The 13,678-nt window shown below is 33.1% G+C and carries 11 protein-coding genes, 1 other RNA gene and 1 pseudogene; 11 read left to right on the plus strand and 2 right to left on the minus strand.

The window, feature by feature from the left end; genetic code table 11:
- The first annotated feature begins 55 nt into the window (after nucleotides 1-55).
- From ACM6UH_RS06930 to ACM6UH_RS06960, 7 genes are all read left to right on the plus strand, one after another.
- Nucleotides 56-2,245 carry a RelA/SpoT family protein gene (locus ACM6UH_RS06930; protein ID WP_002483103.1) on the plus strand — a complete coding sequence of 730 codons (2,190 nt, stop codon included), beginning with the start codon at nucleotides 56-58 and terminating at the stop codon, nucleotides 2,243-2,245.
- A 12-nt stretch (nucleotides 2,246-2,257) separates the two neighbouring features.
- Nucleotides 2,258-2,710: a D-aminoacyl-tRNA deacylase gene (gene dtd / locus ACM6UH_RS06935; protein ID WP_011302954.1), complete on the plus strand. Its 453-nt coding sequence runs from the start codon at nucleotides 2,258-2,260 to the stop codon at nucleotides 2,708-2,710.
- Nucleotides 2,707-3,582, plus strand: coding sequence for an N-acetylmuramoyl-L-alanine amidase (locus ACM6UH_RS06940; protein WP_011302955.1), 876 nt, complete (start codon nucleotides 2,707-2,709; stop codon nucleotides 3,580-3,582). Before dtd ends, ACM6UH_RS06940 begins: the two co-directional genes overlap by 4 nt.
- Before the next feature lie 328 nt (nucleotides 3,583-3,910).
- The gene (gene hisS, locus ACM6UH_RS06945) at nucleotides 3,911-5,173 is read left to right on the plus strand and encodes a histidine--tRNA ligase (RefSeq protein WP_433911946.1); all 1,263 of its coding nucleotides are present in this window, start codon (nucleotides 3,911-3,913) and stop codon (nucleotides 5,171-5,173) included.
- A 12-nt stretch (nucleotides 5,174-5,185) separates the two neighbouring features.
- On the plus strand, nucleotides 5,186-6,952 hold the full coding sequence (gene aspS / locus ACM6UH_RS06950; RefSeq protein WP_011302957.1) for an aspartate--tRNA ligase: 1,767 nt from the start codon (nucleotides 5,186-5,188) through the stop codon (nucleotides 6,950-6,952).
- A 63-nt stretch (nucleotides 6,953-7,015) separates the two neighbouring features.
- Nucleotides 7,016-7,207, plus strand: a non-coding RNA gene (ssrS, locus tag ACM6UH_RS06955) — 6S RNA.
- Nucleotides 7,208-7,347: 140 nt separating this feature from the next.
- Nucleotides 7,348-8,118 (plus strand): tRNA threonylcarbamoyladenosine dehydratase, encoded by a 771-nt coding sequence (locus ACM6UH_RS06960; protein WP_047503958.1) that lies wholly within the window; start codon nucleotides 7,348-7,350, stop codon nucleotides 8,116-8,118.
- 167 nt (nucleotides 8,119-8,285) lie between these two features.
- Here the strand turns inward: ACM6UH_RS06960 and ACM6UH_RS06965 are convergent, their stop codons facing one another.
- Nucleotides 8,286-9,569 (minus strand): replication-associated recombination protein A, encoded by a 1,284-nt coding sequence (locus ACM6UH_RS06965; RefSeq protein WP_011302960.1) that lies wholly within the window; start codon nucleotides 9,567-9,569, stop codon nucleotides 8,286-8,288.
- Nucleotides 9,570-9,655: 86 nt separating this feature from the next.
- Here ACM6UH_RS06965 and cymR point away from each other — a divergent pair, with 86 nt between their 5' ends.
- The 3 genes from cymR (at nucleotide 9,656) to ACM6UH_RS06980 (ending at nucleotide 10,591) form a co-directional block, all read left to right on the plus strand.
- Nucleotides 9,656-10,075, plus strand: coding sequence for a cysteine metabolism transcriptional regulator CymR (gene cymR, locus ACM6UH_RS06970; RefSeq protein WP_002483110.1), 420 nt, complete (start codon nucleotides 9,656-9,658; stop codon nucleotides 10,073-10,075).
- Between the two features lie 125 nt (nucleotides 10,076-10,200).
- A complete protein-coding gene (locus ACM6UH_RS06975; RefSeq protein WP_002483111.1) occupies nucleotides 10,201-10,383 on the plus strand; it encodes a CsbD family protein in 183 nt (60 codons plus the stop codon).
- Between the two features lie 37 nt (nucleotides 10,384-10,420).
- Nucleotides 10,421-10,591, plus strand: coding sequence for a hypothetical protein (locus ACM6UH_RS06980; protein WP_011302961.1), 171 nt, complete (start codon nucleotides 10,421-10,423; stop codon nucleotides 10,589-10,591).
- Between the two features lie 146 nt (nucleotides 10,592-10,737).
- Here the strand turns inward: ACM6UH_RS06980 and ACM6UH_RS06985 are convergent, their stop codons facing one another.
- Complete coding sequence (locus tag ACM6UH_RS06985; protein ID WP_048787233.1) at nucleotides 10,738-11,736, minus strand: LLM class flavin-dependent oxidoreductase; 999 nt, start codon at nucleotides 11,734-11,736, stop codon at nucleotides 10,738-10,740.
- Nucleotides 11,737-12,029: 293 nt separating this feature from the next.
- Here ACM6UH_RS06985 and sal point away from each other — a divergent pair.
- A pseudogene (gene sal, locus ACM6UH_RS06990) lies at nucleotides 12,030-13,661 on the plus strand (Sal family ABC-F type ribosomal protection protein).
- Nucleotides 13,662-13,678: the final 17 nt, after the last annotated feature.

Genomic DNA, 13,678 nt, shown 5'->3' on the forward strand with positions numbered 1-13,678 from the left:
AAATATAATACTGGGTATCTAATAGCGATTAATATTTAGTATAGGGGTGTCTTAAGTGAACAATGAATATCCATATAGTGCAGATGAAGTACTATCTAAAGCAAAATCATATTTATCAAAAGAGGACTATGAATTTGTATTAAAAAGTTATCATATAGCCTACGAAGCACATGAAGGCCAATTTAGAAAAAATGGATTACCTTATATTATGCATCCAATTCAAGTTGCAGGTATCTTAACGGAAATGCATTTAGATGGTCCAACGATTGTTGCAGGTTTCTTACACGATGTAATTGAAGATACACCTTATACATTTGATGATGTGAAAGGCATGTTCAATGAAGAAATTGCAGTAATTGTTGAAGGCGTAACAAAATTAAAAAAAGTGAAATATCGATCTAAAGAAGAACAACAAGCAGAGAATCATAGAAAATTATTTATTGCTATTGCTAAAGATGTTCGAGTTATCTTAGTTAAATTAGCAGACCGATTACATAATATGAGAACATTAAAAGCAATGCCAAGGGAAAAACAAATTAGAATTTCTAAAGAGACATTAGAAATTTATGCACCATTAGCACATCGATTAGGGATTAATACGATTAAATGGGAATTAGAAGATACGGCTTTAAGATATACAGATTCTGTACAATATTTTAGAATCGTGAATCTCATGAAAAAGAAACGCAGTGAAAGAGAAGAGTATATTCAAAACGCGATTAATCAAATTCAGTCTGATTTAACTAGTATGAATATTGTAGGGGATATTAATGGTCGTCCTAAACATATCTATAGCATTTATAGAAAAATGGTTAAACAGAAGAAACAATTTGATCAAATCTTTGATCTATTAGCAATACGTATCATCGTCAATTCAATTAATGATTGTTATGCTGTGTTAGGTTTAGTGCATACATTATGGAAACCAATGCCAGGCAGATTTAAAGACTATATTGCTATGCCGAAGCAGAATATGTACCAGTCATTACATACTACAGTCGTGGGCCCTAATGGCGATCCATTAGAAATTCAAATAAGAACCTTTGAAATGCATGAAATTGCAGAGCACGGTGTTGCAGCACATTGGGCATACAAAGAAGGTAAGAAAGTAACTGAGAAGTCACAAAATTTTAATAATAAATTGAATTGGATTAAGGAATTAGCTGAAACAAATAATACAACTTCTGATGCTGAAGAGTTTATGGAAACTCTTAAATTTGACTTGCAAAGTGATAAAGTCTACGCATTTACGCCAGAAAGTGATGTAATTGAATTACCATATGGTGCGGTTCCTATCGATTTTGCCTATGCGGTACATAGTGAAGTAGGTAATAAGATGATTGGTTCAAAAGTAAATGGTAAAATTGAGCCGATAGATTATGTGTTACAAACTGGTGATATAGTAGAAATCAGAACGAGTAAACATTCTTATGGTCCTAGTAGAGATTGGTTGAAAATAGTAAAATCATCTAGTGCTAAAAGTAAAATACGTAGTTTCTTTAAAAAGCAAGACCGTTCTTCAAATATTGAAAAAGGTAAATTCATGATTGAAGCGGAAATTAAAGACCAAGGCTTTAGAGTTGATACCGTGCTAACGGATGATAATATCGCTGTCGTTAATGATAAATATAATTTTGCAAATGAAGATGATTTATTTGCAGCTGTAGGCTTTGGTGGCGTAACTGCACTACAAATAGTCAATAAATTAACTGAAAAACAACGTATTATCGATAAACAAAAAGCCTTGAATGAAGCACAAGAAATTACTAAATCTGTACCAATTAAAGATGATATTACAACCGATAGTGGTGTATATGTAGAAGGTATTGAAAATGTATTAATTAGATTATCAAAATGTTGTAATCCTATACCCGGAGATGATATCGTTGGATATATCACTAAAGGTCATGGCATAAAAGTTCACCGAACGGACTGTCCAAATATCAAGAATGAAAAAGAAAGATTGATACATGTTGAATGGGTACGCTCAAAGGATTCAACGCAACGCTATCAAGTGGATTTAGAAGTTTCTGCTTACGATAGAAACGGTCTTTTAAATGAAGTATTACAAGCTGTCAATTCAACACAAAGCAACTTAGTCAAAGTTTCAGGCCGTTCAGATATTGACAAAAATGCAGTGATTAATATTAGTGTTATGGTAAAAAATGTAAATGAAGTTTACCAAGTTGTAGATAAAATTAAACAGCTCGGCGATGTATACACAGTCACTAGAGTATGGAATTAGAGGTGCAACCAAATGAGAATCGTAGTTCAAAGAGTGAAACACGCTTCAGTCACAAATGACTCAGTAGATAATAAAATAAATAAAGGCTACTGTTTATTAGTTGGTGTAGGAAAATCATCAACTGAAGCAGATATTGCTACATTAGCGAAAAAAATTGTTAATGCACGTTTATTTGAGGATGCAGATGGTAAATTAAATTTAAACTTACAACAAGTTGAAGGAGAAATATTGTCTATTTCACAATTCACTTTGTATGCAGATGTTAGAAAAGGAAATAGACCAGGATTCACACAATCGATGTCACCTGATTGCGCTAATGAATTATATGAACAATTCAATGATACTTTACGCTCATATGGTATTAATGTATTAACCGGTGAATTTGGTACAGACATGCTTGTTGATATTGCCAATGATGGTCCTGTAACGATTATTTATGAAAGTCAGGATGGCAAAATCATATGAAGAAGTTCAATGATTGGTTAGAAAAACATAATCTTAGAAACATCCCCACACTTATTGTCGTTGTTGCATTTGTACTCTTTGTTTTTATGACCATTGCTTTCTTAAATCATAATGACGAAGACAGTAGTACAATTTATATTACTGAAGATGCTGAATTGAGAACAGGACCTAGCGCTGCTTATCCTGAAATACATTCAATTGACAAAGGACAAAATTTCCATAAAATAGGCAAAACTGGTAAATGGATAGAAGTTGTATCCAGTAATAACAAAGAAAAAGGTTGGGTAGCAGGTTGGCATACCAATTTGAATATTCAAGCAGATAAGAATCCCAATGCTAAACCATTAAAAGATAAAACAATTGTACTTGATCCTGGTCACGGTGGTAGTGATCAGGGTGCATCAAGTAATACCCACAAAAAAAGCAAAGAGAAAGTATATACTTTAAAAACGGCTAAAGAATTAAAAGCACTTCTTGAGAAAGAAGGCGCAACAGTAAGTATGACGCGTGAGTCTGATACTTATGTAACACTTGATGACCGTAATATTAAAGGTGATGCTTATATTAGTATACATAATGATTCACTTAAATCTTCCAAAGCAAATGGAAGTACAGTCTATTGGTTTAAAGACAATCAAAAAGCATTAGCTGAAACCTTAAGTGCGAGCTTGCAGAAGAAAGCGTTATTAACCAATAAAGGCGCAAGACAAGAAAACTTTCAAGTATTGAGACAAACAAACGTCCCTGCTGTCTTATTAGAGCTAGGTTATATTAGTAATCCAACAGATGAAGATATGATTACAGAAAAATTACATCGTCATATTGTAGAACAAGCAATTGTTGAAGGACTACGGGCGTATTTTTCAGAATAAAAAGGTTGCATATTTTTAACAAAGTCGTTATCATTGAATATGAATTCTATATTAAAACCGATATGATTCTTGAAATTTCTAATTGAAATGGTAGCATTTTAAGTGTGTAGAGACATAATTCATGGCTGAAAAATTATGCAAATTAAGTTAGAAATATATAACACAAGAACAGGTGCTTTTTAAAAAAGCCGCGTAACGAGCGTTAATCGTAAGAAGTGGGTTATAAATTACAACTTATAACCAATTAGGGTGGCAACACGGAAATTCGTCCCTTGTATGACTTATTAGTCATGCAAGGGTTTTTTTATTGCATAAAAGGAGAGATTCTATGATCAATATACCTAGAGGGACGCAAGATATTTTACCAAATGAAACTAAAAAATGGCGTTTTATAGAAGCAAGATTAGATGAATTAATGGAAGTATATAATTATCAAGAAATTCGTACACCTATTTTTGAGAGTACTGAATTGTTTGCACGTGGTGTAGGAGATTCTACAGATGTTGTACAAAAAGAAATGTATACTTTTAAAGATAAAGGTGATAGAAGCATTACGTTACGTCCAGAAGGGACTGCTGCAGTAGTTCGTTCATACATTGAAAATAAAATGCAAGGTTTACCAAATCAACCTATTAAGCTTTATTATAATGGTCCGATGTTTAGATATGAACGCAAACAAAAAGGACGTTATCGCCAATTTACACAATTTGGAGTTGAAGCAATTGGTGCTGAAAACCCTGGTATTGATGCTGAAGTATTAGCTATGGCAATGCACATTTATCAATCATTTGGGTTAAAACATTTAAAATTAGTGATTAATAGTATTGGTGATATCGATTCACGTCATGAATATAACGAAGCTTTAGTTAAACATTTCGAGCCAGTTATTGGCGACTTTTGTAGTGATTGTCAATCAAGATTGCACACGAATCCAATGAGAATATTGGATTGTAAAATAGATAAAGATAAAGAAGCAGTGAAAACTGCGCCTAGAATTACAGAATTTTTAAATGAAACATCTAAGCAGTATTATGCAGATGTCAAACAACATTTAGATGACTTAGGTGTACCTTATGTTGAAGACCCTAATTTGGTACGAGGCCTAGACTATTATACGCATACTGCATTTGAATTAATGATTGATAATCCTAACTATAATGGTGCGATAACAACTTTATGTGGTGGCGGTCGTTATAATGGATTATTAGAGTTATTAGATGGACCTCACCAAACAGGTATAGGTTTTGCTTTAAGTATTGAAAGGTTACTGTTAGCACTTGATGAAGAAAACATTGAACTAGATACTGAACATGACTTTGATTTATTCATTGTTACGATGGGTGAAGAAGCAGATCGATATGCAGTTAAATTACTTAATGATTTACGTCGAAATGGTGTTAAGGCAGATAAAGATTACTTACAACGTAAAGTTAAGGGTCAAATGAAACAAGCGGATAGATTAAATGCTAATTACACAATTGTTATTGGTGAGCAAGAATTACAAGAAAATAAAATTAACGTTAAAAATATGCAAACAGGTGAAAGTGAAAGCGTTGATTTAGATAAATTAGTTAATTATTTTAAAAAATAAGGAGAAGATAAAATGAGTAAACGTACAACATATTGTGGTTTAGTAACAGAATCTTTATTAGATCAAGAAGTTACATTAAAGGGTTGGGTACACAACCGTAGAGATTTGGGAGGATTAATTTTTGTTGATTTACGTGACCGTGAAGGTTATGTACAAATCGTGTTTAATCCAGATTTTTCTGAAGAAGCATTGAAAACTGCTGAAACCGTAAGATCGGAATATGTTGTAGAGGTTAAAGGTCTAGTTAAAAAACGTGACCCTCAAACAGTCAATCCTAAAATTGCAACGGGTCAAGTAGAGGTGCAAGTATCAGAAATCAATATCATTAATAAATCAGAAACGCCACCTTTTGCTATTAATGAAGAAAATCAAAATGTTGATGAAAACATTCGATTGAAATATAGATATCTTGATTTAAGACGACAAGAATTAGCACAAACTTTTAAAATGAGACATCAAACAACACGTTCAATAAGACAATATTTAGATAAAGAAGGCTTTTTTGATATCGAAACGCCAGTATTAACTAAATCAACGCCTGAAGGTGCGCGTGATTATCTTGTACCTTCTCGTGTACATGATGGAGAGTTTTATGCATTACCACAATCACCTCAAATTTTTAAGCAGTTATTAATGATTAGTGGTTTTGATAAATACTATCAAATCGTCAAATGTTTCCGTGACGAAGATTTACGTGCCGACCGTCAACCAGAATTCACTCAAGTCGATATCGAAATGAGCTTTGTTGATCAAGAAGATGTCATGGATATGGGTGAAGAAATGTTGCAAAATGTCGTAAAAGATGTCAAAGATGTTGAAATTCCACGTCCATTCCCAAGAATGACATATAATGAAGCAATGGAACGTTATGGGTCAGATAAACCAGATACACGTTTTGAAATGGAGTTAATTAATGTATCTGAACTTGGCGAAGAGATGGACTTCAAAGTATTTAAAGATGCCGTTAATAATGATGGCCAAGTTAAAGCAATCGTTGCAAAAGGGGCAGCTGATCAATATACTAGAAAAGATATTGATGCATTAACTGAATTTGTAAATATTTATGGCGCTAAAGGATTGGCTTGGGTCAAAGTGGTTGATGACGGTTTAAGTGGTCCAATCGCTAGATTCTTTGAAACAACACATATTGAAAAATTACAATCATTAACAAATGCAGAATCTGGAGATTTAGTATTATTTGTTGCTGATAAACCCAATGTTGTTGCTCAAAGTTTAGGTGCACTTAGACTTAAACTTGCAAGAGAGTTAGACTTAATAGACGAATCTAAATTGAATTTCTTGTGGGTAACAGATTGGCCATTATTAGAATATGATGAAGATCTCAAACGCTATACTGCAGCACATCATCCATTCACAGCACCAAAACAAGAAGATATTGAAAAATTAGATAGCGAACCTGAAAATGCACAAGCTAATGCATACGATGTTGTGTTAAATGGTTACGAATTAGGTGGCGGATCAATCAGAATCCATAACGGAGAGCTGCAAGCTAAAATGTTTGAAGTCTTAGGCTTTACTGAAGAACAAGCTCAGGAACAATTTGGTTTCTTACTTGATGCATTCAAATATGGTGCACCACCACATGGTGGTATTGCGTTAGGACTTGACCGTTTAGTTATGCTATTAACTGGTCGTACGAATTTACGTGATACGATTGCATTCCCTAAAACGGCTTCAGCAACGTGTCTATTAACAGATGCACCAAGTGAAGTTTCTGAAAATCAATTAGAAGAACTATCATTACGTATACGTCATTAATATGTTCACGAAGTTTTAATTCTTGCTATATTTTAATATTGTGTTATGATTATTCCATAAGATAGTCATCTGTAGTGTTCGTAAGTTTGCTTCATATTTGGGCCTAACACTCTTTGATCCGGGAGCCCAATGGGTTTTCTTGCAGCGCACACGCCTCATTTAGGAGGACTTGCAAAACAAGAAACAGGGCACCCACCTGTTATAAGCAGGCCGAATGATCAAGCATTTTATAACTACGGCACTAACGGACTCTATCGGTACGCAAGACTTCGGTCTTGCGTATTTTTTTGATATTAAACGATAAACTATACTTTTAAAATACATGAACGACGAAAATATAATTTTGACAATATGATTTTTAAAATAAATAATTTTTTATGAATAAGGAGTATGACATGAAACACCAATTTTCTAGAAATGAATTAGCATACGGTCAGGAAGGCCTGGCGCTTTTAAAACAAAAGACTGTTGTTATCTTAGGTGTAGGTGGCGTAGGTTCATTCGCAGCTGAGGCACTTGCAAGAACTAATATTGGACATATTATTCTTATAGATAAAGATGATGTTGATATTACTAACGTCAACAGACAACTTCACGCTTTGACAACAACCATTGGGCAAAGTAAAGTAACATTGATGGAGGAACGCATTAAACTTATTAATCCTGATTGTAAGTTGACACCTCTACATATGTTTTATACTGAGGATACATATGAGGAATTATTTAATAATTATGATATCGATTATTTTGTCGATGCAAGTGATACAATTATGTATAAAGTTCATCTTATGAAAGAGTGTTTGGATAGAGGGATTTCTGTGATTTCGAGCATGGGTGCGGCAAATAAAACAGATCCTACAAAATTCCAAATTGCCGATATCTCAGAAACATATATGGATCCAATGGCTAAAATCATTCGTAGAAAATTAAAAAAATTAGGTATAACCAAAGGGATACCAGTGGTCTTTTCTGATGAAAGTCCAATCGTCATTAGAGAAGATGTTAAAGAAACTGTTGGAGACGCAAATGCTTCAACAAGAAAGGCACAAATTCCACCTTCATCTAATGCCTTTGTACCGAGTGTAGTGGGTTTAATTAGTGCTAGTTACGTTGTTAATGACATTTTAAAAGATATACCTGTAACTAGAATTAAGGATAAAAAATAATAAGTGCTACAAAAGACTATTTTTGTGCGATGTTTAATTTAAACAATTAAAAGTAATAATAAGGCCTAAATTAAAAAGCGCTAATCCATCTTCATTGGGTTAGCGCTTTTCATATTTGTAAGGATTAAAATAGAAAGTGATTTCATCATATTTGAGGTAATGTGGCTTTAGCCTTTATTTTTTTGCTGCGATTGATTAATATGATCGAACACAGCTTTAAATTGTTGCTCACTTTTTGAAGTTGTTTTTGGTTCATAGTATATTCTATTTTTCAATTTATCTGGTAGATATTGTTGTGTGACAAAACCATTTTCATAGTTATGTGGATATTTATAACCAATAGAACGACCAAGTTCTTTTGCGCCAGCATAATGACCGTCTTTTAGATGATCTGGTATTTGACCAACATGACCTTTTCTAATATCGGAAAGGGCTGCATCAATCGCATTGATACCTGAATTTGATTTTGGAGATAAACAAAGTTCTATGACTGCTTGACTTAATGGGATTCTAGCTTCAGGAAAACCTAATCTTTCAGCTGATTCAATTGCAGCTAGTGTACGTTGACCTGCACTTGGAGAAGCTAGTCCAACATCTTCAAAACTGATTACAAGTAATCTTCTAACTATTGTGGGTAAATCCCCAGCTTCAATTAAACGGGCAAGATAGTGTAACGCAGCGTTAACATCACTACCGCGGATTGATTTTTGGAATGCACTCATCACATCATAATGCATGTCGCCATCTTTATCACTTACAAAAGCGCCTTTTTGTAGGCAATCTTTTGCATCTTGCAAAGTAATATGTCGTTGTTGATCAATATTTTCCGAACTCAATACGGCTAGTTCCAAGGCATTTAATGCACTCCTAACGTCACCTTGACTTTGGGTTGTAAAATAAGCCATAGCGTCTTCATCGACCTTTGGATTGTAGCTAGCTAAACCTCTTTCAGAATCATTTAATGCTCTATCCAATGATACCCTGACATCGTTTTCGTCAAGTGGATATAACTCGAAAATTTGAGCACGAGATCGAATCGCAGGATTTATCGCATGATAGGGATTTGACGTCGTAGCACCGATTAACACAATTTTTCCATTTTCTAAATGTGGTAATAAAAAATCCTGTTTCGCTTTATCTAAACGGTGGATTTCATCTAGTAATAAAATAACTTGTCCAGACATTTTTGCTTCTTCTACAATGAGTTGCATATCTTTTTTAGTATTTGTAACAGCGTTTAACTGTCTGAATTTAAATTGAGTACTTCCTGATATGGCTTTCGCGATACTCGTCTTACCAATACCAGGAGGTCCATAAAATATCATTGAAGAAAGTCTTTTAGTTTCAACCATTCTTCGAATAATTCCTTTTGGTCCAACTAAGTGTTCTTGAGAAATGATTTCATCGATATTATTTGGACGCATTCTTGAAGCTAATGGTTCATTTGTCAAAATCTTTCACACCTTTCTTATTCTATATTAACTTAAAAAATGATAGAATGTTAATATATAGTATTCGAATTAAGTGAGGTAATATAATGAAAATTTCAACAAAAGGAAGATATGGGTTAACATTAATGATATCGCTTGCCAAAAAAGAAGGTCAAGGATGTGTGTCATTAAAATCGATAGCAGAAGAAAACAACTTAAGTGATCTGTATCTAGAGCAATTAGTAGGTACATTAAGAAATGCCGGATTAATTCGAAGTGTTCGTGGTGCAAAAGGTGGCTATCAATTAAGAGTACCAGCGGATGAAATTACTGCTGGTGATATTATACGCTTACTTGAAGGACCAATTACCTTTGTCGAAAGCATAGAGTCTGAACCACCTGCACAGAAACAGCTTTGGATCAGAATGAGAGATGCGGTAAGAGATGTACTTGATAATACATCTTTAAAATATTTAGCTGAGTATAAAGAAACTAATAACTTAGACGGTTATATGTTTTATATTTAATGTGTAAGCCATCATTTTTAATAGTTTATATATCTATGTTAGTAAAAAACAAAAATTTTTTATTTGTATGTTTAATTAGTTTACTGAGTGGTATGTATATTATATATCGCAAGGAGGTAATTATTATGGCAGATGAAAATAAATTTGAACAAGCAAAAGGTAATGTGAAAGAAACAGTTGGAAACGTTACTGATAATAAAGAATTAGAAAACGAAGGTAAAGAAGATAAAACTTCAGGTAAAGCTAAAGAGTTTGTAGAAAATGCAAAAGATAAAGCTAACGAAGTTATCGATAAATTTAAAAAATAATTTACACTAATTCAATTAATTAAAAGGAGCGATTCATATGGCTGAAAATTTCTCTGAAAAAGCAAAAGAAACTGCAAAAACAGTATCAGATAAATTAAAAGATACAGATAATGAAAAAGCTAAACAAGCATCTGAACAAATCGATAAATTCACTGGTGGCAGTGATAACGATAATAAAGATTATAAAAAAGAAAAAGACGAAAAATAATAGTTTATTCGATTAAATAAAAAGCACAACTTACTTTTATAAAGTAAGTTGTGCTTTTTAATTGTTACTTGAGTTGATATTCCAATGTATAGTACACTTACGCGCTCTAGTGCATTGAATTTTATTAGCGTTGTATATACATACTGTTATAGAGATTCAATCACATGTTTTAATTTACGGTAAGATTCTACCTGTGCATCTTGATCGTAAATGTAACTGATTGCCATTAGTTCATCTATCTCACCATGTTCTTCTATAAATGAATTTAATTTAGCTTTCACAGTTTCTTCTGAACCTATGAGTGATTGTGCCATTCGCTGTTTCGCTAATTCAAATTCAGTAGGCGTTAATAAACCTCTTAAATCGTCTGTTGGTGGTTGAACTGGCTGCATTCTTCCTCTAGTTATACTGACCATCACTTGCGCTTGTGTCGTTGATAAATATTCAGCTTGCTCATCTGTATCTGCGACGATGGCGTTTAAACAAACGATAACATAAGGTTCGCTCAATACCTCTGAGGGTTCAAATAAGTCTTTATATATTTGTATAGCATCTTTCATTTGTTGAGGAGCAAAGTGACCCGCAAATACATAAGGAAGTCCTTTACGCGCAGCTAAATGAGCCGAGTCAGTTGAAGAACCGAGTATATAAATAGGAACGTTTTTGTTTACTGCAGGATACGCGCGAACATAAGCCTGTTTATTTGCTGGTCCGAAATAAGTTGTCAATTGTTCAACTTCTTCAGGGAATTCATAAACACCATTATGCTGGTCTCTTCTTAACGCGCTAGCCGTCATCATATCTGTTCCTGGTGCACGACCTAAACCTAAATCTATACGATTTGGAAACACTGTTTCCATTGTACCGAATTGTTCAGCGACAACCAGAGGTGCATGATTAGGTAACATGATTCCTCCAGATCCAACACGTATTTTTGAAGTATGTTCTAGAGTGTGTTGGATCAACAATGCGGTCGCTGAACTGACTAGATTAGGCGCGTTATGATGTTCGGCAATCCAATAACGCTCATAATCTAAGGATTCTAATTGTTGTGCTAACGTCACCATATCTTCTATGGCATTCTGGTCATTTTGACCTTCACGAATTGGCACTAAGTTAAGTGCCGATAACTTTAAATCTTTCATAATTAACGTAATCCTCCTTTAGATAACTAATATAAAGAATTATAACAGTGGTTTTTAAACTTGCGTAAGAAATTGCTCACTGTTATAATTAATGAAATTAAAACGAGAGGTGGCTTAAGAAAAATACTATGGATAATGCTCATAAGGTAAATATCAACGATGTACAAGAAAATAAAACTATTATGGGATAGGCATTGTCTGGTTAGTATTTTTATGTGAAAGCACCTTATAATCTTTTACAGTTATAATATTTAAAGATGTGTCATGTCCTTATTGAGAGCGAGGAAGATGATATGTCTTTTTATTTTTCAGAAAAACCATTTGAACAGTTTGGTAAAATATTGATAGAAGACGTAAATATTGATATCGAACTAGGTGAGCATGTTGCAATGATTGGTGATAATGGTATCGGCAAGTCAACATTGTTAAATGCTTTAAATTTAAAATATGAAACGCAATCATATTTAATGAAGCAAGACTTGACGCAAGTATTTGATTTAACCACGATGAACTTTATCATTTCAATATTTCCTGAGGTTGCAACTTTGAAAACGCAAATTGTAACCGATTATGACAAGATAAGTGATTATATCGCTTTAAATGGTTATGAGATAGAATAAAAAATAATTACTACCGCAAAGCGTTTTAATATAAGTGAACAAGATTTAGATAAGCAAATACGATTATTAAGTGGCGGACAACAAACAAGCGTTGCATTAATCAGAGCGTTTATATCTGAAAAACCGCTAATTATATTAGATGAACCTACAAATCATCTTGATCAAGCAATGCTAGATAATTTAATTATAGAAATAAATAAGTCTAAGCAAACGATACTCTACGTTTCACATCACCGTGGTTTTATAAATCAAACTGCGAGTCATGTTTATGAAATCACTAGAAAAACATCGAGAAAATTTCAAGGTGATTATAATCAATACCATTCAGTCAAACAATTAGAATTTCAATCTCATAAAAATGCATATGATAAGCAACAAAAAGAAATCAAAGCGCTGGAAGAATCAATTGCACGCGTGAATGAATGGCATTCAACTGCCAAAGCTACGACCAGTGTGCGTGACCCTAAACAACAAAAGCGTCTTAGCAAACTAGCTAAAAAAGCAAAAGTAAAAAATGCTCAGTTAACACATAAATTAAATGAAAAGCAGTTTGAGTCTCCGGATAAACAAGATAGAAAGTTTCATTTTAATGATGAACAATTAGTGCGTAATCGAGAATTAGTGAAATTAGAAGATATATGTATAAGTATTGAACAAAAAATAATTTATAACAAAGCAAATTTTGAAATTAAAAAAGATGAACATATTTTATTAACTGGTCCGAATGGTAGTGGTAAATCATTACTAATTGCGCTTATAAGACAACAAGTGAAACCGGATAAAGGTACAGTTTATGTAACGCCTTCAGTAAAAATTGCGTATTTTGATCAACAAAATAATAATTTGAATTACAGACAAACACCATTAGATATGGTCATGTCAATAGATCATATGACACGTAGTTATGCTCAAACAATCTTGGCTTCGTTCGGTTTTGATAAAGATAAAATACAACAAACGATTCGTTCTTTATCTATGGGTGAAAAAAGCAGATTGCAATTTGTACTATTGTTTTTTTCAAATGCTAATTTACTCATTTTAGATGAACCAACGAATTACTTTGATATTACAACGCAAAGCTTAATTTTAAATATGATCAAACAGTTCAAGGGACAAGTGTTGATTGTTACACATGATTCATATTTGCAAAAGCATTTTGATGCGACACATTGGGTTGTAAAAAACAAACAATTACTTAATGTTACAATGAATAGTGAACAAAAGATTAATACGCAGAATACGTTGAATTTATTAAATGATTTCAGAGATATAGATGAAAATGGCCATTTTGAAACAGACGACTAGAAAAATAAATTATATGG

It is taken from the genome of Staphylococcus sp. LKG4-2 (assembly GCF_050955665.1).
In the GTDB taxonomy this organism is placed as follows: domain Bacteria; phylum Bacillota; class Bacilli; order Staphylococcales; family Staphylococcaceae; genus Staphylococcus; species Staphylococcus saprophyticus.

Bases quoted from the DNA above. Each gene is read 5' to 3' on its own strand.
- ACM6UH_RS06960 (WP_047503958.1), top strand. From the start codon at position 7,348: ATGAAACACCAATTTTCTAGAAATGAATTAGCATACGGTCAGGAAGGC.
- ACM6UH_RS06975 (WP_002483111.1), top strand. From the start codon at position 10,201: ATGGCAGATGAAAATAAATTTGAACAAGCAAAAGGTAATGTGAAAGAA.
- aspS (WP_011302957.1), top strand. From the start codon at position 5,186: ATGAGTAAACGTACAACATATTGTGGTTTAGTAACAGAATCTTTATTA.
- ACM6UH_RS06985 (WP_048787233.1), bottom strand. From the start codon at position 11,736: ATGAAAGATTTAAAGTTATCGGCACTTAACTTAGTGCCAATTCGTGAA.
- ACM6UH_RS06980 (WP_011302961.1), top strand. From the start codon at position 10,421: ATGGCTGAAAATTTCTCTGAAAAAGCAAAAGAAACTGCAAAAACAGTA.
- dtd (WP_011302954.1), top strand. From the start codon at position 2,258: ATGAGAATCGTAGTTCAAAGAGTGAAACACGCTTCAGTCACAAATGAC.
- ACM6UH_RS06940 (WP_011302955.1), top strand. From the start codon at position 2,707: ATGAAGAAGTTCAATGATTGGTTAGAAAAACATAATCTTAGAAACATC.
- cymR (WP_002483110.1), top strand. From the start codon at position 9,656: ATGAAAATTTCAACAAAAGGAAGATATGGGTTAACATTAATGATATCG.
- hisS (WP_433911946.1), top strand. From the start codon at position 3,911: ATGATCAATATACCTAGAGGGACGCAAGATATTTTACCAAATGAAACT.